The following is a 19,534-nucleotide window of genomic DNA, read 5'->3' as shown; positions in this document are numbered from 1 at the left end:
AAGTTACAACTCCGGCAGCGGTTAAATCCCCATGAACAATGACCTGGAACAAATAACCTGCTTCCCCCGCTACTTGTTCTTTGATTACCGACCGAACTATAGTGCGGCGCGGCACGGACAGCCCATCGCACAATTATCAAGCGACAACTCGTCACATTCCCGAACACTATCCCGTTACGGATTTTTTCGAATGAGCGTCCGACCCCGATGATTCCCCTCCTTGTCTGCGATGACTCGAGCATGGCCAGAAAACAGGTCCTGCGGACCCTGCCCAGCGAGTGGCAGGTGTCCGTGACCCAGGCTTGCAATGGTCGGGAGGGCAAGGTGGCATTGCTGGACCTGACCATGCCGGTAATGGACGGCTACCAAGTCCTGAGCGCCGTGCAGGAAGAAGGCATCGACACGCAGATCATCGTCATCTCCGGCGACGTGCAGGAAGAAGCCGTGCGCCGCACCCGCGAACTGGGGGCCCGGGCCTTCCTCAAGAAGCCCTTCGACCCAGAGCAACTGCGCAACCTGCTCAACGAACTGCAATTGCTGGACAACGGCCAGGCCGCTTCCGCTGCCGAGCCGCCGCCCGCGCCGCTGGTGACCTTTCGCGATGCTTTCCGCGAGACCGTCAACGTCTCCATGGGCTATGCCGCCGCGCTGATCGCCAAGGTCCTGGATGTCTTCGTGCACCTGCCCATTCCCCACGTCAACATCCTCGAAGCCGGCGAACTGCAGATGCTCCTGGCCGATGCCCATCGTGCGCGCCAACTGACCGCCATCTGCCAGAGCTACATCGGCAGCGGCATCGCCGGCGAGGCATTGCTGATGTTCTACGACTCGGAGGTGGCCGACATCGCCCAACTGATGGAGCAAGGCACCGATCCCTACCAGGAAATGGAAGTGCTGATCGACCTGTCCAGCGTGCTGATCGGCGCCTGCCTGAGCAGCATCGCCGACCAGCTGGATGTGTTCTTCTCCGTCGGCCATCCCCAGGTGCTGGGGGAGCACACCACCATCGACGAATTGATCGGGCTGAACCAGCAACGCTGGAAAAAGACCCAGGCGGTGGAGATCAGCTACAGCCTGGAAGAGCAGAACATCCACTTCGACCTGTTGCTGTTGTTCACCGAGGAGTCCATGACCTTGCTAGAACAGAAACTCACCTACCTGATGAGCTGAGCCATGCCCAAACGAATGGATTTCAGTGAGCTGCACTGGTTGCTGGCAGTGGTCCAGAGCATCGACGTGGGGATTGTCGTGCTCGACCTCGAGTGCCAGGTCCAGGTCTGGAACAGCTTCATGGAGAACCGCTCCGGCGTGCCCTCCAAGCAAGCCATCGACCGCTCGTTCTTCGAACTGTTCCCGGAGGTCGAACGGCCCTGGTTCAGCCGCAAGGTCGGGCGCGTGGTGGCCCTCGGTACGCCGGCCTTCACCATCTGGAAGCAACGCCCATACCTGGTGCACTTCAAGAACTACCAGCCGATCACCGGCCAGGGCGAGTTCATGTACCAGAACACCACGCTGCTGCCATTACGCTCCTCCAACAGCGAGATCCACCACGTCTGCCTGGTGATCTACGATCTCACCGATGTCGCGGTCAACAGCCTGGCGCTGCAGAAAGCCAACCAGCAGTTGCAACACCTGTCACGCACCGATCACCTGACCCAACTGTACAACCGTGGCCACTGGGAACAGCGCCTGCAGTTCGAATACAGTCGCCACGGCAATACCATCGCCTTGCTGATGCTGGACATCGACCATTTCAAGTCGATCAACGATCGCTATGGACACCAGGCCGGCGACGCGGTGATCAAACGCCTCTCGGTGCTAATCCATGAGCACGTGCGCGACAGTGACGTGGCCGGGCGCTATGGCGGCGAAGAGTTCGCCATCCTGCTGCCGCAAACCGATCTGGTCGGCGCCCGCACCCTGGCCGAACGCTTGCGTCAGTCAGTGGAGACTCAGGAGGTGACCCACAACGACCAGGCCATCGCCTTCACCATCAGCCTGGGCATCGCCTGCCTGGACCATCCATCACAGGACTATCGCTGCCTGATCGAGTGGGCGGACCAGGCGCTGTACGCCTCCAAACATGCCGGGCGCAATCGCGTCAGCACCTATGCGCCCTGAACCGCCAGGTCCGGCAGGATGAAAAAAGCCCCACGAGCAGGATAAACTGCGGGGCTTTCCGGCCCATCCGGAGGCTGATCTTTCCCGCACCGGCGCTACAAGGAGTCTTGCGCACATGTCCGAAACCCACTCGAACCGTTCCCCGCAACAGCAATGGCAACGCGCCGTGATGATCTACGCCAAAGGTGTCAATCGCTACGTCGAGACCGGTACTCGCGAGGGCTGGGATGGCCTGAAAGAACCCTTCATGCCACGCACCGAACATTTGCTCGAAGCGTGGCAGGCCGCCCTGGAGCAGAGCAACCAGGAGGACCATGACCCGGCCCGCCGCGAGGCCTTTCGTCAGGCCTGGCCACCGGCGCACTTTCCCTTGTCGCCGCGCCTTGACGAGCAGGGACAAATGATTCCGGCGCTGGCGCTGCTGGACGACGGCAGCATGCTGGCGCGGATCGGCGCGCCTTACCAGGCCGGTTCGGTGGTGCATATCACCGACGGGCGAGTCGAGACCCTGGAACAGCTGGAGTTCTTCGGGGTGTGCCCGCAGCGGCGTTACTTCGCCTGGGCCTGGGCCGACGGGATCCAGGTCACTGATGGCTGGAACGGCCCGCAGGTGAGCCGCCTGGACTGGCCGAATCCCCTCGCCGGCCTGCCCGCAGGCCTGGACCTGGAACCCCGCGAACGCCCCGCCCCCACCGCCCTGATCCCTTTCCCCGACGGTCGCCGGGTATTGCTGGTGAGCGCCGACGGCATCTTCGTGCTGCAGGCCGAAGGTGCCACCCGACTGCTGCGGCGCCTGGAAGATATCCAGCAGGACTTGAAGGAAGGCGTGCTTGCCGACGACCTGAACCTCAGCCTGTGCATGGAGCATGGAGCCATCTCTGCGGACGGCCAGTGGATTGCCGTCGGCGAGCAATGCGGATCACACCTGGTGTTCGATGCCAGCCTGCGGCTGGTGGCGCAGATCGGCCCCGCCGGCGAGTACCCGCATTTCGCCTGCTTCAACCAGCGCGGCGACCGCCTGCTGCTCAACGCCTGCCACTTCTATCACGGCGCCAGCCTGGGGGTAGCGGTGGCCGACCTGCCGGGGCTGTCCACCGACTTCTACAGCGATGACCCGCGCACCCCGGTGCTGCAGGATGGCGCCCGGGTGTATGCCGCAGCGTCCCGTGGCGACGAGTTCATCATCGGTGATGCCCACGGCTACCTGCGGGCCTTCAGCGAAACCGGCGAGGAGCGCTGGCAGCACTATGTCGGTTCCAGCTTCAGCGCCATGGACATCAGCCCCGACGGCAAGACTCTGGTGGCCGCGACCTATGCCGGGATCATCGTCAAGATCGCCCTGGACACGAAGCGCCCGGACTGGCAGATCGGCACCGGCGAACACCATGAAACTCAGCGCTGGTTGTTCTGGAAGGACTTCGCCAAACCGCTGCAGTGGTAAGGGCGCGTTACCCCTGTGCCGCAGAGAAGCTCACCTGAATCTGCAGATGCTGCGGATCGTCAATCGCCCGCAGGTACTCATCCAGGCTGACCTCACCGGCACTGGCCCGAGCTCCCGGGGCCGGCACATAACCGTCGAGCACCTTGCGCACCACGGCCACCGCCGCGCAGCTGGGGATCTCCGGGCCGTGGTCGTGGGTCGCGGTGAGTTGCGCAGTCATCGACAGCGGCTGTCCATCCAGGCCCTGGCCATGCACGTCGATGTACAAAGCGCTGAGGCCGTCACCGAGCCACTCGAACCAGGTGCCACAACGATGCAGGCGCGCGGCCCAGGGCAGCGGATCGCGGATCAAACCGAGCTTCACCGCCTGGGCCAGCAGGGCATTGGCCAGCCCGGCGACCTTCAACCCGGCACCCGCCTTGAAGCTCAAGGTATGGGCGCCATAACGCTCGGCGAACAGGTCCAGGTCTGGCACATCGACATTGGCCACCAGGCGCGTGCCCAACCTCGGCATTTTGCGCAGGGTCAGGCCTTGCCAGCCGATTACCGAGTGGGGCTGGCCGTCCTTGAGTTGCAGGATCGGCCGACCGGCATAGGCCAGTACGCCCTGGATGGTGGACAGGCCGGGCATTTTCGCCGAAGAGGAAATGCCGTGCTCGATACGCTCGATCCGGGCAAAGCGCCCGCGATGTTCATCGATGATTGCCGCCGACAGGGTCGGCACCGAGCTGCAGCCACTGAGGATCGCCACTCCGGCCGCCCGGGCCTCGGCATCGAGAGCACCGATACCACCGACGAACTGGCGACAGTCCGCCAGGTCGCAGTAGTTCACCCCAGCCTCGATGCAGCCCCGGGCCACGGCATAGGATTGCCCCTGGAACGGCCCACCGGTGTGAATCACCCAGTCAATGCCCAAAGCCTTGAGTGCCGGCGCCCATTGCGCGCCCATGGCATCACCGCACCAGCCTTCACAGGCAGACGCACCCGCGGCCTGCAAGGCCGCGACCTTGGCCGCCAGCTTGTGCGGATCGCGCCCCGAGATCACCAGTTGCAACCCGGGCATAGGGATCAGATACCGGCAGATGATGCTGCCGAAATTGCCATAACCACCGACCACCAAGACCCTGAGTGTCATTACCTGCATCCCTGAACAAAGCCGTTGCGCAGCTGAAAAGCCGCCATTCGAGGCGCGGCAGCTTCCTTGATTTACCCGGGCCCGACAAGTGCCCGAGCACTGGCGCAACGCGCACCGGGAAGCGCGCATGCGCATTCACGCGGCAGCGGTAATCTCCAGTCATAAAAAAAATGCCAATGCCGGTCCGGCATAATGCTATGCAAATTCCTCATCATCTACGGCCTTGGAGCGTGATAGCCTCGTTCTGCTATGTCGGCCTCGCATAACAAACCTGCCGGTTCGCGCAACCGAGCGGGATAAAGACGCCCTGCTACCACCCTGTGCTTCACCTTCATCTGCCCAATTAACGTTTCGCTGTGAGCCTTTCATTCATCGGCTCGCCAAGGGAACTGATTGCAAAATTTGACTCGACCTCAAGGTCGATCTTTCGATCCTATCTCGGAGCTGTTATGTCCAGGCTTTCCCATCAAGATTTGCGCCGCGGTTTCCGTGAACTGATCGCTTCCTCGTCCTGTTTTCACACCGCTTCAGTGTTTGACCCGATGTCCGCCCGGATTGCCGCCGACCTGGGTTTTGAGGTGGGCATCCTTGGCGGCTCCGTGGCCTCGCTGCAGGTCCTGGCGGCCCCCGACTTCGCCTTGATCACCCTCAGTGAGTTCGCCGAACAGGCCACCCGCATCGGCCGCGTGGCCCAACTGCCAGTGATCGCCGACGCCGACCACGGCTACGGCAACGCCCTCAACGTGATGCGCACTGTGGTCGAACTGGAGCGAGCCGGGATTGCCGCGCTGACCATCGAAGACACCCTGCTGCCGGCCCAGTTCGGCCGTAAATCCACCGACCTGATTTCGGTCGCCGAAGGCGTCGGCAAGATCCGCGCCGCCCTCGAAGCCCGGGTTGATCCGGAACTGGCGATCATCGCCCGGACCAACGCCGGCATCCTCCCGGTGCAGGAAATCATCAGCCGCACCCAGCAATACGAGCGCGCCGGCGCCGACGCCATCTGCATGGTGGGCATCCGTGATTTCGAACAGCTGGAGCAGATCTCCGAGCACCTGAGCGTGCCGCTGATGCTGGTGACCTACGGCAACCCGGCGCTACGGGATGATGCGCGCCTGGCGGAACTGGGGGTGAAAATCGCCGTGGACGGCCACGCCGCCTACTTCGCCGCGATCAAGGCTACTTACGACTGCCTGCGCGAACAGCGGCAAATCTTCACCCAGGCCTCTGACCTGAGCGCCACTGAACTGGCCCACACCTACACCCAGCCCGAGGAGTACATCGTCTGGGCCAAGGAGTTCATGAGCGTCAAGGAGTAACACCGGCGATTGGCCGGGGTGAGGCGCAACGCCTCAACCCTGGACCGGTTGCAGCGCGCCTTCCACGCCGTCGAGGATCTGCCCGATGGTCCAGGGCTTGCGGATGAAGGACACCGGATAGCGCACCCCGGAACTCTCGGGGGTCTCGAAACCCGACATGATCACGATGGGCAACGCCGGCCAACGCTCGCCGCACAGGTTGCTCAGGCTGGCGCCATTGAGGATGCCGGGCATGCTGATATCGGTCAGCAGCAACGCCACGTCCGCAGCCCGTTCCTGCAAGAACGCCCAGGCCTGGTCGGCACTCCCATAGGCTTCGGTGACAAACCCCTCGTCCTGCAGGATCTCGCACAGGAACGCCAACACCGCCGGTTCATCCTCCACCACCAAAAGCAAACGAGAACTGGCGCAGGGGTTCACGGACGACACTGGGTTCATGGGGATGACACTCCCTGAGGGGTTGAAGTTTCTACGAACAGGACCACTGACAAGAGTTATGAGCAACGACGGGAAGATAAATTCACTCGCCGTGCCCCCAGGCCATTTTTTTAATACTTGTCCGATCAGCCGCGAGATAATCCTGGCACGATATCAACCCGACAATGGAGACCGGTCATTCATGCAGTTCGATCCCCAACGCCTGGCCCAAGCCCGGCATGTGGTGGTGTTCAGCGGCGCCGGAGTCTCGGCGCAGAGCGGCATCCCAACCTTTCGCGACGCACTGACCGGGCTCTGGGAAAACTTCGACCCGGCGCGGCTGGCCACGCCACAAGCCTTTCGCGAGGACCCGGCGCTGGTCTGGGGCTGGTATGAATGGCGACGCATGAAAGTGCTCCAGGCCCAACCCAATCCGGCCCACCTGGCGATCGCCGAACTGGCCCGACGCGTGCCGCGCCTGACCCTGATCACCCAGAACGTCGATGACCTGCACGAACGCGCGGGCAGCCCCTCGGTGCTGCACCTGCATGGCAGCCTGCACAGCCCCAAGTGCTTTGCCTGCAACCGTGCGTTCCGCGGCGAGCTGCCCGAGCCGCCAACCGCGGAACAGGGCTACCGCATCGAGCCACCGCGCTGCACCGGCTGTAACGGCAAGATCCGTCCCGGGGTGGTGTGGTTCGGTGAAGCGCTGCCGCAGCAAGCGCTCAAGGATGCGTTCAAGGCCGCCGGTGAATGTGACCTGCTGCTGTCGGTGGGCACCTCGGGGCTGGTGCAACCGGCGGCGCAGATTCCCCAGCTGGCCCTGCAACAGGGTGCCGCGGTGGTGCATATCAATCCGCAAGCCCAGGCGTGCGCCCACCCTGAGGAATACCACCTGAAAGGCAAGGCCGGACAACTGCTGCCGGAACTGCTGCAGCGGGCCTTTGCCTGAATCCAGAGTGGCTCACGCCGAGCCGCCCACCTCTCTCAAGGAAGTCTTCAGATGTCAGACACTCCAGCTCCTTCATGGCTCGAAGCCGCTTGGGCACAGCGTGAAGACCAAGTCTACGCAGCGCTGTTCGGCAACCTCGGCCCCGGCATCTACCCACTGGACATGGCGCTGTTCGAGCACACCTTCGGCCAGACCGAAATCGATCCGCGCTGGCTGACTCACGGGGTCTTCGAGTCGCCACCCAACACCACGCGGGACAGCTGGCTGTACGTCACCTCGGGCCTGTCCAATGCCTGGGAGGATGACCAGCCCGAGCCTGATGGCTGGTCCGGGCTGGGCCAGGAGTTGCTGCTGGAAACCCGCGAGCAATCGCCCTGGGCGCTGCGCCTGCTGCGCAACTTCTGCGCCTACCAACTGCTCCTGGCCGCCGGTCGCTTCGGCGAGCAGGCACCGCTGGGACATTGGGACCGCATGCGCACCCAACAACCCATCGACGGTGCCGACAGCCAGTTGCAGGCGCTGTTGTTCATTCCCGCGCCGGGTTTTGCCGGGGCACAGCAACTGCTGTCCGGGCGCTTCGAGTTTGTCCAACTGCTGGGCCTGACCCTGGCCGAACATGCCTGGGGCCAGGCCGCCGGCTACGAGGCCTTGCAGGAGCGCCTGGCCCAGGCCGCGGCCTCGCCGGTAATCGACCCGGGGCGAGCCAGCGTGCTCTAGGCGCTCCCTGGACGTTCCACGGATTCAGGCACGGGCCAGTCGCGACTGCCGGAGCACCAGCAAGGCGACACAGACAAAGGAGGTCAAGGCCAGCAGCGAGTAGAACACCGCCAACGGCCACCACTGGCCACCAAACCGTCCTGCGATCAGGGTGCCAAGCATTGGCGTGGTGCCCCCGATCAGCGCGCCACAGCCCTGGTAGGCCAGGGAGATGCCGGAGTAACGCTGGTGCAGCGGGAAGATGTTCACGATGTAGCCGGCAATCACCGCATAGAACGCCGAAGAGAAAATCTTCGTCAGCGAGATCCCGAGGATGATCATCAGGCTGCTGCCGGTGCCCACCAGGTTGAACATCAGGTAGGGCACGAGAATGCTGATCCCTGACGTCAGCAGCAGGAAGCGCCCCGCTCCGACCTTATCGGCGAGCCAAGCGGCAATCGGCTGGTTGATCAATTGCACGATGGCCACCACCGACAGGCATTCAAGAATTACCTGGCTGTTGATTCCCATGAACTGGGTGGCATAGGCAATCATGAAGGTGTTGGTGAAATACGCCGAGGAGATGCCGATGGTGCAGGCCCCCATCACCAGCAGGATCAACGGCCAGGAGTCACGCAGGACGACCTTCACCGGCGACTGCTGTTCGCTACGCTCGGCAATTTTCGCCCGCTGGGCTTCGAATTCCGGCGACTCGTTGACCCCGCGACGAATGACGAACGCCAGCAGCAACAGCAGCACGCTGCCCACGAACGGCAAGCGCCAGCCCCAGGACAGCATGTCGGCCTCGGGCAGCGAGCTGATGTAGCGAAACACCAGCAGCGACAGGATCAACCCGGCCGGGCTGCCCAGTTGGGCGAACGAGGCATAGAAGCTCTTGCGCCGCTCGGGCGCATGCTCGCTGGCGAGCAACACCGCACCGCCCCACTCCCCGCCCACGGCGATGCCCTGCAGCACCCGCAACAATACCAACAGCACCGGGGCCATGACCCCGACCTGCGCGTAGGACGGCAGCAAGCCGATGCCGACCGTGGACGCCCCCATCAGGAACAGGGTGAGGATCAACGAATACTTGCGCCCGAAGCGGTCTCCCAGGTGGCCGAAGATAATGCCGCCCAATGGCCTGGCGAGAAAACCCACCGCCAGGGTGGCAAAGGACGACAGGGTGCCCACCAGCTGGCTGCTGCCGGGGAAGAACACATGGCTGAAGATCAACGCCGAGGCCGTGGCGTAGATGTAGAAATCAAACCACTCGATCAACGTGCCGAGGAATGACCCCAGGGCGGCACGGATCGGTTGCGCTTGCGCCTGGCGGGGCGTGGTACTGAGACTGCTGGACATAGGACTTCCCGATAATTGGCATTGTTATATAGGGTTGAAGCCTTGGGGCGTGCGTCTTGCTGCGCACCCGCCCCATGCAATGACACTCAGATCGGCCGGCGTGCAGTGTGGACACGGCTGGCGGTTTCAAACCGCTGGGCGAACTGCAACAGGCTGCGCTCGTCGCGGTAGCGGCCGACGATCTGCAAGCCCACCGGCAAGCCCTCTGCGGTAAAGCCGCAGGGCACGGAAATCGACGGGTGTCCGGTGAGGGTGATGAACGAGCAGGACTGCATCCAATCGATGTAGGTGTGCATCGGCTCATCGCCGATCCTTTCGACATAGGCCTGCTGCACCGGGAACGGTGGCACCTGGCTGACCGGCGCGATCAGGAAGTCGTAGGTTTCGAGCAGTTGCTGGGTTTCGCGGAACAACCGGGCGCGCACCTGTTCAGCCGCGATGACCTGTTCGGCGCTGAAGCTTTTCACCAATTCGATGTTCCACACCAGGGTGTCCTTGAGTTGGCCGCGATGGCTCTCGAGCAACGACGCGTAGCCACTGGCATAGGTCAGCGCACGCAGCACCTGGAACGCCTGTCCGGCACCGGCGAAGCTCGGTTCGGCATGTTCGACACTGCACCCCAACGCCGCCAGGCGCTGGGCTCCGGCATCGATCACGGCACGCACTTGCGGGTCCACCGGCAAGCCGCCGAGGTCCGGGCTGTAGGCCACCCGGGCGCTGCACACCGGCAACGCCGGCAAGCTCGCAAAACCCTCGCCCGACTCTTGCAGGGACAGTGGGTCACGTCGGTCAGGGCCGGCGATCACACTCAACAGCAAAGCCACGTCGGCGACGCAACGGCCCATGGGACCGGCGACGGTCAGTTGGCCGAAGCTGTTGCTGTTGGGCCAGTTCGGCACCCGCCCGATGGACGGACGCAGACCGACGATATTGCAGAAACTTGCAGGGTTGCGCAGCGAACCGCCCATGTCCGTGCCATCAGCCAGGGCCACCATGCCGGTGGCCAGCGCCACCGCGGAGCCGCCGCTGCTGCCACCGCAGGTCAGGCTCGGTTCGTAGGGGTTCAAGGTAGCGCCGAACAACTGATTGAAAGTCTGCGAGCCGGCACCGAATTCCGGCAGGTTGCTCTTGCCCAGGAGGATCGCGCCGGCCTCGGCCTGGCGCCGCACAATCAGCGCATCCTGGCTCGGCACATGCTCGGCATACACCGTGGAGCCCCAAGTGGTACGCATGCCGGCGGTGGGGAACGAATCCTTGTGCGCCACCGGCAAGCCGTGCAAGGCACCGAGCTGCCCGCCCCGCGCCTGATACTCATCGGCTTGCGCGGCACGCTGCAATGCCGCCTCGGCATCCAGCGTGACCAGCGCATTCAAGCTGGGGTTGTGCCGTTGCACCTGGCCCAGGCAGGCCTGGGTCAACTCGCGGGCCGAGAGTTCACCGCCGCGAATCTGTGCGGCAAGCCACCAGGCCGGCTGCATGACGAGATCTTGATCTTGCTCTGTAGGCATTCGACACCTGCATGTTCGACATCGATAAAGTATCGTATAGCGATACTATGTATTGTTATTAGGTACTATTTATAAGCTCAAGTGCCGAGCCGGTCAATATGCGCTACCCTGCCCGCCCCTTGGCCACAGCCCTGAAAGGAGCTCCTCACGGTGTCTGAAGCATCCACGGACCAGAGCAACCCACAGTTCATCGCCACGCTGGAAAAAGGCATCCGCGTGCTGGAAATGTTTCGCAGTGGGCATGCCTCCCTCGGCCTCACCGAACTGGCCGAGCACTGCGCCATGACCAAAAGCGCAGCGCAGCGCTTCACTTACACCTGGTGCGAACTGGGCTACCTGCAGAAGGACGAACGCTCGCGGCGCTACAGCCTGACCCACAAGGCCCTTGAGCTGGGTTTCCTGTACCTGAACTCGGACCCACTGATCAGCAAGGTGCTGCCGGCCCTGACCCGCATCCGCGAGCGCTGCTCGCTGACCGTCAACCTGAGCCTGCTCAGCGGCCATGACATCGTCTATGTGATGCGCATTCCCGGGGCACAGCAGACCGTGATCGAGATGCTGCCCGGACGGCGGATGCCCGCCTGGTGTACCTCGGCCGGGCGCATGCTGCTGGCCGCACTGCCCGACGAGCGGATCCGCGACAGCCTCGCGGCGAACCCCCTGGAAGCCTTCACCCCGCACACCCAAGTGGATCCCGAGATGCTCTTCCAGCACATCGTGCAAGCCCGCCAACAGGGTTATGCGCTGGCCAGTGAACAAGTGTTGATCGGCCAGATCGGCGTGGCGGCGCCGATCCGCAACCTGCATCTGCAAACCGTCGCCGCGGTGAACATCACAGCCCAGCTGAACCAGTGGCCGGAGCAACGGATGGTCGAGGAACTGGTGCCATTGTTGATGGAAACCACCCAGTCGCTGCTGGTCGGCTGATGGTTGCCGGCCTCCCCCAAGGCCGGTTCCCGACTCGGCGCATGGCGCCAAGAGAATATTTTTTGCCCCCTCAACGGGCCACGATGGGTTAGATTCAGTCAGCGCAGGATCCGCCGATCCGCTTTACTCTCTGGCATGACCGCTGGAATCAATCACCTCCATCAACGGTCCTGTTCACTGCGCCGTTGTTTATTTTTTCCACCGCCCGAGCACGGCACGGTGGCTTCGCTTTCAGGAAATGGATTAATGCCGCAAAGACACGTGATCAATGCTTCGGTCAGCCCGAAAGGCAGCCTGGAGACCCTCTCGCAACGTGAAGTCCAACAACTCAGCGCCGCCAGTTCCGGCAGCATCTATACGCTGTTCCGCCAGTGCGCCCTGGCCATTCTCAACACCGGCGCCCACGTCGACAACGCCAAGACCATCCTCGACGCCTACCACGATTTCGAAGTGCGTATTCATCAACAGGATCGCGGCGTGCGCCTGGAGTTGCTCAACGCTCCGGCCGACGCCTTCGTCGATGGCGAGATGATCGCCAGCACCCGGGAAATGCTCTTCAGCGCCCTGCGTGACATCGTCTACACCGAGAACGAACTGGACAGCCAGCGCATCGACCTGGAGAGTTCCCAGGGCATCACCGACTACGTCTTCCACCTGCTGCGCAACGCCCGCACCCTGCGTCCGGGTGTCGAGCCGAAGATGGTGGTGTGCTGGGGTGGCCACTCGATCAACACCGAGGAATACAAGTACACCAAGAAGGTTGGCCACGAGCTGGGCCTGCGCAAGCTGGACATCTGCACCGGCTGCGGCCCGGGCGTGATGAAAGGCCCGATGAAGGGCGCGACCATTGCCCACGCCAAGCAGCGCATGAGCGGCGGCCGCTACCTGGGGCTGACCGAGCCTGGGATCATCGCCGCCGAGGCACCGAACCCGATCGTCAACGAACTGGTGATCCTGCCGGACATCGAGAAGCGCCTGGAAGCCTTCGTTCGCGTCGGCCACGGCATCATCATCTTCCCCGGTGGCGCCGGTACCGCCGAAGAGTTCCTCTACCTGCTGGGCATCCTGATGCACCCGGACAACCGCGAGCTGCCGTTCCCGGTGATCCTCACCGGACCCAAGAGCGCGGCGCCGTACCTGGAGCAGCTCAACGCCTTTGTCGTCGCCACCCTCGGTGAAGCGGCGCGCCAGCACTACCAGATCATCATCGACAACCCGGCCGAAGTGGCGCGGCAGATGACCGAGGGCCTGAAGACCGTCAAGCAGTTCCGCCGCGAACGCAACGACGCCTTCCACTTCAACTGGCTGCTGAAGATCGACGAAGGCTTCCAGCGCCCGTTCGATCCAACCCACGAGAACATGGCCAACCTGCAGCTGAGCCACGCTCTGCCGGCCCACGAACTGGCGGCCAACCTGCGCCGGGCGTTCTCCGGCATTGTCGCCGGCAACGTCAAGGACCAGGGCATCCGCCTGATCGAGGAGAAAGGCCCGTACAGCATCCACGGCGACCCGGCGATCATGCAGCCGCTGGACCGACTGCTCAAATCCTTCGTCGAGCAGCACCGGATGAAGCTGCCGGGCGGCGCGGCCTATGTGCCCTGCTACCGCGTAGTGAGCTGATACAAAACGGGCCCCTGATGGGGCCCGCTTCATTCCAGGCGACAACCGCTGATGCCCAGTCCTGCCGCCAGCGCGCCATCAGCTGGTTGCACGGCGCGCCAACGCCGCCGGTGAGAGTCGGCACATGAACGCTATGGCGGCTGTTGCAGCACGGCCGATACTTTTCGATTTTTTTGCGCCATCGGCGCCGCCGCCAACCTCTCTCGGACTGCGTATCTTCGGGGTACTGCCACCACGGCAGCCACTACGGAGATCAGCCACATGTCCAACACGAAATCCCCTGCCAGCAAATCGCCGATGAACCAGCCAGCCGCCTCGCGCATCGCTAGCAGCACTTTGAAGCCCTCGACGAACTGCCACCCGCGCAGTTGATTCATGCCGGCCTGGCCTGGCCGTTCTGCCACCCGGAGTGGTTCGCCAGGTTCTGGCAGTTGCAGGTCGAGGCTTTGCAGCCCGGGGCGCTGCTGGTGGGCCAGTTGTTCGGTGAGCGGGATCAATGGTCCACGGACCCGGACCGGACCTTTCACTCGCGCAGCGCGGCACTGGAACTCTGTGCCGGCCTGGAAATCGAGCATTTCGCGGAAAGCGAAGGCCTGGGCAAAAGCCTGCGCGGTCCCAAGTACAACCACCGGTTCGATCTGATTCTACGTAAACCCAACGCGCTCTAAGCCCCCCCTAGCAACGCGTCGAACAGTCGCGCCGCCTCTTCTCATGTCCCCGGCAACTCCCGACCACTGGGCGTTGCCGCGGGCGAACCGAGTCTGGTTTGACAGCCTCCCAGGCGCTATGGAATAGTTTTCAACAAAAATGGAACACAATTCCACTTTCCCATAATAATCAAAAAAGGCCTGTCATCGTGAGCGAAGCTCCCTGCGCAACCCTCCCCCCCTTGGACTGTGACCTGTTGGTGATCGGCTCCGGTGCCGCAGGCCTGGCCTGCGCCGTAACCGCCGCCTGGCACGGCCTCAAGGTGATCGTGGTGGAGAAGGACAGCACCTTCGGCGGTGCCAGCGCCTGGTCCGGTGGCTGGATGTGGGTGCCGGGCAATCCCCTGGCACGTCGCGCCGGCATCGATGAAGACCCGCAGCAGCCGCGCACCTACCTCAAGCATGAACTCGCCGAACGCTACGACGCAGCACGCATCGATGCCCTGCTCGATAACGGGCCGCAGATGGTGGCCTTCTTCGAGCAACACACCGCCCTGCAATTCGTCGATGGCAACGGCATTCCGGATATTCATGGCCAAGTACCCGGCGCCGGCATCGAGGGTCACCAGGTGATTGCCGCGCCCTACGACGCCCGGGCCATTGGTCCTTTGCTGTCGCGCCTGCGCAGGACCCTGCGGGAAACCTCGTTCATGGGCATGCCGATCATGGCCGGTGCCGACCTGGGCGCCTTTCTCAGCATGACCCGTTCGTTCAAGTCGCTGCGGCATGTCGCCAAGCGTTTCCTGCGCCACCTGCGGGACCTGGCCCTGCACGGTCGAGCCATGCACCTGGTAAACGGCGTGGCGCTGATCGGCCGGTTGGCAAAATCGGCCCAGGACCTCGGCGTGAGCTTGCTGGAGTCCACACCGGCCCGCTCGTTGCTGCGCGATGAGCACGGGGTGCGGGGGGCGCTGGTCGAGACGCCACAGGGCTTGCGGGAAATCCGTGCCCGTCGTGGCGTGCTGCTGGCGGCCGGCGGTTTTGCCCATGACCCGGCTCGGCGCCAGGCGCTGCTGCCCCGGGCTCCAGGCCCCGACGAGCACCTGGCCCTGCCGCCGCTGAGCTGCGCGGGGGACGGTATCCGGCTCGGTGAAAGCGCTGGCGCCGTGCTGGTGACCGACCTCGCCAGCCCGATGGCCTGGGCTCCCGTGTCGCGGGTGCCGCACGCCGACGGCAGCATCGGGCACTTTCCCCACATCATCGACCGGGCCAAGCCCGGGCTGATCGGGGTGTTGGCCAACGGCAAGCGCTTCGTCAACGAGGCCGACGGTTACTACGACTACACCGCCGCCATGCTCGAGACGGTTCCCGCGGGTGAGGAAGTGGCCTCCTGGCTGATCTGCGACCACCGCTTCCAGCGGCGCTACGGGCTGGGTTATGCGCGGCCCTTCCCGCTGCCCGTGGCACCGCTGGTGCGCAGCGGCTACCTGCAACGAGCCGACTCCATCGAGGCCCTGGCGCAGCGTTGCGGCATCGACCCCCAAGGCCTGGCGACCACGGTGCAGCAGTTCAATCAACATGCCCGGCAAGGCCAGGACCCCGAGTTCGGCCGCGGTTCGACGCCCTACAACCGCAAGCAGGGCGATGCCCTGTATCCGGGCCCCAACCCCTGCGTGGCACCGATCCAGCAGGGGCCGTTCTATGCGGTGAAGGTGCTGCCCGGGAGTTTCGGCAGTTTTGCCGGACTCAAGACCAACCCCCAGGCCCAGGTGCTGGACCAGGCCGGCGCGGCGATCCCGGGGCTGTATGCGGCGGGCACCGACATGGCCAGTGTGATGGGTGGTTTCTATCCGTCCGGTGGCATCAACCTGGGGCCGGCGATGACCTTCGGCTACATCGCCGGACGCCATGCGGCGGGGATCAGCGCCCCTGAAGTGATCCTGCCGCAGACGCCTCGACCTGGCGAGATCCCGGACTCCAGCGCGCGCGGCCCAAGCTGATCCGCCTCCGGTGCCTCAAGGGGCGCCTGCAGCGCCGCCCTGCTCAACCACCGGCTGCTGCCGTTGCAGTTGGCCTTCGATCTGCTGGCCGAGGTAATACACCCCGGCCATGACACCATGCTCGGGGTCGTGCAACTGCTTGAGCCAGGCCTGATCGAACGCGGCGCCCAGATCCTGCCGAGTCTGCGCCTGCAGATCCTCACGGTCATGGCTCTGCACCATGGCCCGCACGCCCGCCACGCCCACCGAGATCAGCGCTCCGGCCACCCGGCCCACCGCGGCAGCCACGGCGCCGGCCACACCGCGGCTGGCGAACTGGGCCTGGAGTTTTTCACTGGTCACCTGTGCCACCTGAGACACCCCCGGCGGCGCCACGCCCTCCTCGGTGGCCGCAGCCCCGTGGATCTTCTGCAACAACGGCCCATAGGCCGGCAAGCGGGCAACCGGCTCGACCCGCAGCAGTTGCCTCAACGAGGCGCGCTGGTCGGCGCCCGGGCCGAGGTCGATGGCCAGGAACCGATCGAGGTGCTGGTCCAGTTGCGACGCCGGCAACTGATGACGGGCAGTGATCAGCGCCAGTTGCTGGCGCAGCAGTTGCACGTAGAACTCCATGGCCTCGCCGGTGATCTCATTGGCATCGATTTCCAGGGCCACCGGCGCCAGCACTCGCTGCTGGTATTGCTCCTGCAGGTATCCGGCCAGGCGCTGCGACGATTGCCCACTGTCGCCCCGACTGTTCAGCGAATACCAGCCAACCTTGAGCGACAGCCACTCCTGGGTCCAGTAGCCACTGAACCAGGGGATGAAGTTCTCGTCGGTCTGTTGATAGACCCGGGTTCGCCAATGCTCCATGGAGCCCCGGGCATAGACCTCGGCCTGCTCGGTGGCGGAACCTGCGGCGTCCAGCAGTTCGCCATCGACCTGGCGCCAGGTGGCCGGGCTGACCGTAGGCAGCGCAACCGGCACCGGGGCGCGTCCGGCGCACCCGGCGATGGCCAGCAGCAACACCATCAGCGCACCGAGACTGAACAAGGCCCCCCCATGACGGCAGCGAGTCGCCAGCGGTAACAAGGCAGGTCCCTCCCTGAAAGACGGTGTCAGGTCCAGCACCGCGCCCCGACATCCATGCAGTATAGGTAGCAGCGTGCCGGGATTCGGAGGAAAACCGCAGCGCTGCCGACCCAGGCTTTTTTCCCGCGCCGCGGAGAATCGCCGCCCACGATTGCCCCGCCATCGGTATATTGCCCCGGGCGCCTGCGCCACGGACCTGCCTCTCATACAAGGACCCCCCATGCTCTACCGCATTGCCGCTGACAGCCTGGTGCTGTTTCACCTGTCATTCATCCTTTTCGTCCTGTTGGGCGGACTGCTGGTACTGCGCCAGCCACGGCTGATGCTGCTGCACCTGCCCGCCGCGGCCTGGGGCGTGGCTGTGGAAGTCTGGCACCTGGAATGCCCGCTGACCCGCTGGGAAAACCTCCTGCGCCATGCTGCCGGACAGGACGGCTACGGCGCCGGGTTCATCGAGCATTACCTGATCCCACTGATCTATCCCGCCGGACTGACCCCGGGCATCCAGCTATGGCTGGGCAGCCTGGTGCTGCTGATCAACCTGTCGGTCTATACCTACCTGGCACGCCGCTGGACCCGCAGTCGCACGCGCAGCGCCTGACGCTGCCCCGGGGCCGGAACTGCCTGCCAGTCCCGGCCTCGCCGCCTTCCCCAAGCAAGCCATATCCAGATGCATCAGCACTTGAGCCGGACACAGGCGTTTCGCTATATACTTTTGTATATTGCGAATATCGAACCTTGAGACGTCCCCATGCATCGCCCTTCACCGACCACCGCTGCTGTGCCCCCACCCGCCATTGAGGCTCACTCGGGACAACTTCAGGTGGACGCGCCGGCGAGCCGGGAACGCCGCTCCCGACTGCGCCACCGGCAACTGATTCTCGACGCCGCTCGCAACGAGTTCGCCGCCAAGGGCTTCAGTGGTTGCCAGACCCTGGACATCGCGCTGCGCGCCGGGGTGCCCAAGGCCAATCTCTATTACTACTTCCACACCAAGGAAAATCTCTACGCCGAGGTCTTGCAGCCGTTGCTGGAACCTCTGCGCCTGGCTTCATTGCTGCTGCATGAGGACGCCGACCCCAGCCCCGCGCTCAAGGCCTACATCGAGGCGCGGGTGCAGATCGTCCAGGGGTTTCCCCTACGCTCGAAGATCCTCTGCAGCGAACTGCTGCACGGCGCGCAGCAGTTGCCGCGCACCTGGCGCGAAAGCCTGGAAGCGCAGAACCGCAGCGAAATCGACTGCCTGCGCCGTTGGGCCGAGCGTGGCCTGATCGCCGCCATCGACCCGGAACATCTGTTGCTGTTCATCGGCGCGGCGACCCAGACTTACCCCACCCTCGGCTGGCAGATCGCCTTGATGAACCACAACAACGGCCCCAGCGCCGAGGACTTCCAGGGCGTTGCCGCGACCTTGACGCGCATGGTCCTGGGCGGCGCGCTTCCGGCCTCGGACAGCCGCCCCGAGCTGCCGGCCCGGGCCCTGGCGATCTAACCCGGTTCGCTTGCCGCAAGGCCCTCACAAGCCTCGGTCAGCGCCTGCCAGGTCGACTCATCTGCGGGTATCAGGTGCTCGATGCGCAACGAGGCGACGGTGATGTCCTGGGGCATGCCGAAGGTGGTGAAGGTGGAGAGAAAGCGCAGTTCGCCCAGGGGACTGCGGACCCGGGTCAACAGCAGTGGCGTGGCCAGGTCCGGCGTCGCCACCGACTCTCCGGGAAACGGCAGGCTCGCCAGCCAGGTCGCCAGCCCCGGATCAACCGCTGCCTCGCGCGCCGCCCGCTGCCAGGCCACCTGACGAATCTCCTCGGCATTGATCAGGCAGTCACCGAAACCGCCGGGCGCCAGCAGGGTCGCCAACAGGTTGAAGCCCTGCTCGATTGCGTCCAGCGGCAGCCCCAACAGCTGAAACAAGGCAGTGGTTGCGCGGTTGGCCGCCAGTACCTGCCAGTGGCTGTCGATGACAATCGCCGGCGCCGGATTGTTGGCCTTGAGCAGGTGCATCAGCGCCGTGCGCACCGGCTCCAGGCCCGGATCATTCAACGCCAGGGCGGCGTAGCGCGGGGCGTAGCCGGCAGCGAGAAACACTCGATTGCGGGTTTGCAACGGGGTATCCAGGGTGCCCAGCACGCTGTGCAGCAGCCCGGCACTGGGGTGCGCGCGACCGGTCTCGACGCAGCTCAGGTGCCGTTGCGACATGCCCGCCTGCAAGGCCAGCTCCAGCTGGCTCAAGCGCGCCTGCTGACGCAGCTCACGCAACAACATGCCCACGGAAAGCGAGCCGACGGCGGCGGATTCATGAGATTCGAGCATGGGGCGGGGTC

At 64.3% G+C, this 19,534-nt stretch carries 19 protein-coding genes; 12 read left to right on the top strand and 7 right to left on the bottom strand.

Going from position 1 to position 19,534, the window contains the following annotated elements; all coding sequences use genetic code 11:
• The first annotated feature begins 207 nt into the window (after positions 1–207).
• The 3 genes from GV818_RS19680 to GV818_RS19670 all read left to right on the top strand — a co-directional run bounded on the left by GV818_RS19680 (position 208) and on the right by GV818_RS19670 (position 3,562).
• Positions 208–1,170, top strand: a complete 963-nt coding sequence (locus GV818_RS19680; RefSeq protein WP_161777285.1) for a response regulator — start codon at positions 208–210, stop codon at positions 1,168–1,170.
• Between the two features lie 3 nt (positions 1,171–1,173).
• Positions 1,174–2,121 (top strand): sensor domain-containing diguanylate cyclase, encoded by a 948-nt coding sequence (locus tag GV818_RS19675; RefSeq protein WP_161759145.1) that lies wholly within the window; start codon positions 1,174–1,176, stop codon positions 2,119–2,121.
• A 115-nt stretch (positions 2,122–2,236) separates the two neighbouring features.
• Complete coding sequence (locus GV818_RS19670) at positions 2,237–3,562, top strand: YncE family protein (protein ID WP_161777284.1); 1,326 nt, start codon at positions 2,237–2,239, stop codon at positions 3,560–3,562.
• 7 nt (positions 3,563–3,569) lie between these two features.
• On the opposite strand, the gene GV818_RS19665 is transcribed toward GV818_RS19670, so the two are convergent.
• Positions 3,570–4,697 carry a saccharopine dehydrogenase family protein gene (locus GV818_RS19665; RefSeq protein ID WP_161777283.1) on the bottom strand — a complete coding sequence of 376 codons (1,128 nt, stop codon included), beginning with the start codon at positions 4,695–4,697 and terminating at the stop codon, positions 3,570–3,572.
• Positions 4,698–5,146: 449 nt separating this feature from the next.
• Between GV818_RS19665 and GV818_RS19660 the strand changes: the two genes are divergently transcribed.
• Positions 5,147–6,016, top strand: a complete 870-nt coding sequence (locus GV818_RS19660; protein WP_161777282.1) for an isocitrate lyase/PEP mutase family protein — start codon at positions 5,147–5,149, stop codon at positions 6,014–6,016.
• A 33-nt stretch (positions 6,017–6,049) separates the two neighbouring features.
• Here GV818_RS19660 and GV818_RS19655 read toward each other — a convergent pair whose 3' ends face one another.
• The gene (locus GV818_RS19655) at positions 6,050–6,454 is read right to left on the bottom strand and encodes a response regulator (RefSeq protein WP_161759141.1); all 405 of its coding nucleotides are present in this window, start codon (positions 6,452–6,454) and stop codon (positions 6,050–6,052) included.
• A 181-nt stretch (positions 6,455–6,635) separates the two neighbouring features.
• On the opposite strand from GV818_RS19655, the gene GV818_RS19650 reads away from it, so the two are divergent.
• Positions 6,636–7,385 carry an SIR2 family NAD-dependent protein deacylase gene (locus GV818_RS19650; RefSeq protein WP_161759140.1) on the top strand — a complete coding sequence of 250 codons (750 nt, stop codon included), beginning with the start codon at positions 6,636–6,638 and terminating at the stop codon, positions 7,383–7,385.
• 51 nt (positions 7,386–7,436) lie between these two features.
• Positions 7,437–8,102 carry a suppressor of fused domain protein gene (locus GV818_RS19645; protein WP_161777281.1) on the top strand — a complete coding sequence of 222 codons (666 nt, stop codon included), beginning with the start codon at positions 7,437–7,439 and terminating at the stop codon, positions 8,100–8,102.
• 24 nt (positions 8,103–8,126) lie between these two features.
• Here GV818_RS19645 and GV818_RS19640 read toward each other — a convergent pair whose 3' ends face one another.
• Complete coding sequence (locus tag GV818_RS19640) at positions 8,127–9,440, bottom strand: MFS transporter (protein ID WP_161777280.1); 1,314 nt, start codon at positions 9,438–9,440, stop codon at positions 8,127–8,129.
• Between the two features lie 86 nt (positions 9,441–9,526).
• Positions 9,527–10,948, bottom strand: a complete 1,422-nt coding sequence (locus GV818_RS19635) for an amidase (RefSeq protein ID WP_161759137.1) — start codon at positions 10,946–10,948, stop codon at positions 9,527–9,529.
• Positions 10,949–11,098: 150 nt separating this feature from the next.
• Between GV818_RS19635 and GV818_RS19630 the strand changes: the two genes are divergently transcribed.
• Together GV818_RS19630 and ppnN are read left to right on the top strand one after the other, a co-directional pair.
• Positions 11,099–11,875: an IclR family transcriptional regulator gene (locus GV818_RS19630; protein WP_368668948.1), complete on the top strand. Its 777-nt coding sequence runs from the start codon at positions 11,099–11,101 to the stop codon at positions 11,873–11,875.
• A gap of 246 nt (positions 11,876–12,121) precedes the next feature.
• Positions 12,122–13,495, top strand: a complete 1,374-nt coding sequence (gene ppnN, locus GV818_RS19625) for a nucleotide 5'-monophosphate nucleosidase PpnN (protein ID WP_161759136.1) — start codon at positions 12,122–12,124, stop codon at positions 13,493–13,495.
• 131 nt (positions 13,496–13,626) lie between these two features.
• Here ppnN and GV818_RS19620 read toward each other — a convergent pair whose 3' ends face one another.
• A complete protein-coding gene (locus GV818_RS19620; protein WP_161777279.1) occupies positions 13,627–13,872 on the bottom strand; it encodes a hypothetical protein in 246 nt (81 codons plus the stop codon).
• Here GV818_RS19620 and GV818_RS19615 point away from each other — a divergent pair.
• A complete protein-coding gene (locus tag GV818_RS19615; protein ID WP_161777278.1) occupies positions 13,864–14,163 on the top strand; it encodes a hypothetical protein in 300 nt (99 codons plus the stop codon). The genes GV818_RS19620 and GV818_RS19615 overlap by 9 nt on opposite strands.
• Positions 14,164–14,351: 188 nt before the next feature.
• Positions 14,352–16,142, top strand: a complete 1,791-nt coding sequence (locus GV818_RS19610; protein WP_372242103.1) for an FAD-dependent oxidoreductase — start codon at positions 14,352–14,354, stop codon at positions 16,140–16,142.
• A gap of 15 nt (positions 16,143–16,157) precedes the next feature.
• Here the strand turns inward: GV818_RS19610 and GV818_RS19605 are convergent, their stop codons facing one another.
• Positions 16,158–17,174 carry a hypothetical protein gene (locus GV818_RS19605; protein ID WP_256667611.1) on the bottom strand — a complete coding sequence of 339 codons (1,017 nt, stop codon included), beginning with the start codon at positions 17,172–17,174 and terminating at the stop codon, positions 16,158–16,160.
• A gap of 259 nt (positions 17,175–17,433) precedes the next feature.
• Here GV818_RS19605 and GV818_RS19600 point away from each other — a divergent pair, with 259 nt between their 5' ends.
• Together GV818_RS19600 and GV818_RS19595 are read left to right on the top strand one after the other, a co-directional pair.
• The gene (locus GV818_RS19600) at positions 17,434–17,814 is read left to right on the top strand and encodes a DUF2784 domain-containing protein (RefSeq protein ID WP_161759132.1); all 381 of its coding nucleotides are present in this window, start codon (positions 17,434–17,436) and stop codon (positions 17,812–17,814) included.
• A 150-nt stretch (positions 17,815–17,964) separates the two neighbouring features.
• Positions 17,965–18,705 (top strand): TetR/AcrR family transcriptional regulator, encoded by a 741-nt coding sequence (locus tag GV818_RS19595; protein WP_178125004.1) that lies wholly within the window; start codon positions 17,965–17,967, stop codon positions 18,703–18,705.
• Here the strand turns inward: GV818_RS19595 and GV818_RS19590 are convergent.
• Complete coding sequence (locus GV818_RS19590; RefSeq protein WP_161759131.1) at positions 18,702–19,523, bottom strand: helix-turn-helix domain-containing protein; 822 nt, start codon at positions 19,521–19,523, stop codon at positions 18,702–18,704. The genes GV818_RS19595 and GV818_RS19590 overlap by 4 nt on opposite strands.
• Between the last annotated feature and the right edge of the window lie 11 nt (positions 19,524–19,534).

The organism is Pseudomonas sp. Fl4BN1, assembly GCF_009908285.1.
Lineage (GTDB): Bacteria > Pseudomonadota > Gammaproteobacteria > Pseudomonadales > Pseudomonadaceae > Aquipseudomonas.
The sequence above is the reverse complement of the archived record's forward strand: the minus strand, read 5'-3'. Positions and strand labels throughout refer to the sequence as shown.

Excerpts from the sequence above, each read along its gene's own strand:
- GV818_RS19680 (WP_161777285.1), top strand. The coding sequence starts at position 208 with ATGATTCCCCTCCTTGTCTGCGATGACTCGAGCATGGCCAGAAAACAG.
- GV818_RS19675 (WP_161759145.1), top strand. The coding sequence starts at position 1,174 with ATGCCCAAACGAATGGATTTCAGTGAGCTGCACTGGTTGCTGGCAGTG.
- GV818_RS19670 (WP_161777284.1), top strand. The coding sequence starts at position 2,237 with ATGTCCGAAACCCACTCGAACCGTTCCCCGCAACAGCAATGGCAACGC.
- GV818_RS19665 (WP_161777283.1), bottom strand. The coding sequence starts at position 4,697 with ATGACACTCAGGGTCTTGGTGGTCGGTGGTTATGGCAATTTCGGCAGC.
- GV818_RS19660 (WP_161777282.1), top strand. The coding sequence starts at position 5,147 with ATGTCCAGGCTTTCCCATCAAGATTTGCGCCGCGGTTTCCGTGAACTG.
- GV818_RS19655 (WP_161759141.1), bottom strand. The coding sequence starts at position 6,454 with ATGAACCCAGTGTCGTCCGTGAACCCCTGCGCCAGTTCTCGTTTGCTT.
- GV818_RS19650 (WP_161759140.1), top strand. The coding sequence starts at position 6,636 with ATGCAGTTCGATCCCCAACGCCTGGCCCAAGCCCGGCATGTGGTGGTG.
- GV818_RS19645 (WP_161777281.1), top strand. The coding sequence starts at position 7,437 with ATGTCAGACACTCCAGCTCCTTCATGGCTCGAAGCCGCTTGGGCACAG.
- GV818_RS19640 (WP_161777280.1), bottom strand. The coding sequence starts at position 9,440 with ATGTCCAGCAGTCTCAGTACCACGCCCCGCCAGGCGCAAGCGCAACCG.
- GV818_RS19635 (WP_161759137.1), bottom strand. The coding sequence starts at position 10,948 with ATGCCTACAGAGCAAGATCAAGATCTCGTCATGCAGCCGGCCTGGTGG.
- ppnN (WP_161759136.1), top strand. The coding sequence starts at position 12,122 with ATGCCGCAAAGACACGTGATCAATGCTTCGGTCAGCCCGAAAGGCAGC.
- GV818_RS19620 (WP_161777279.1), bottom strand. The coding sequence starts at position 13,872 with ATGAATCAACTGCGCGGGTGGCAGTTCGTCGAGGGCTTCAAAGTGCTG.
- GV818_RS19600 (WP_161759132.1), top strand. The coding sequence starts at position 17,434 with ATGCTCTACCGCATTGCCGCTGACAGCCTGGTGCTGTTTCACCTGTCA.
- GV818_RS19595 (WP_178125004.1), top strand. The coding sequence starts at position 17,965 with ATGCATCGCCCTTCACCGACCACCGCTGCTGTGCCCCCACCCGCCATT.
- GV818_RS19590 (WP_161759131.1), bottom strand. The coding sequence starts at position 19,523 with ATGCTCGAATCTCATGAATCCGCCGCCGTCGGCTCGCTTTCCGTGGGC.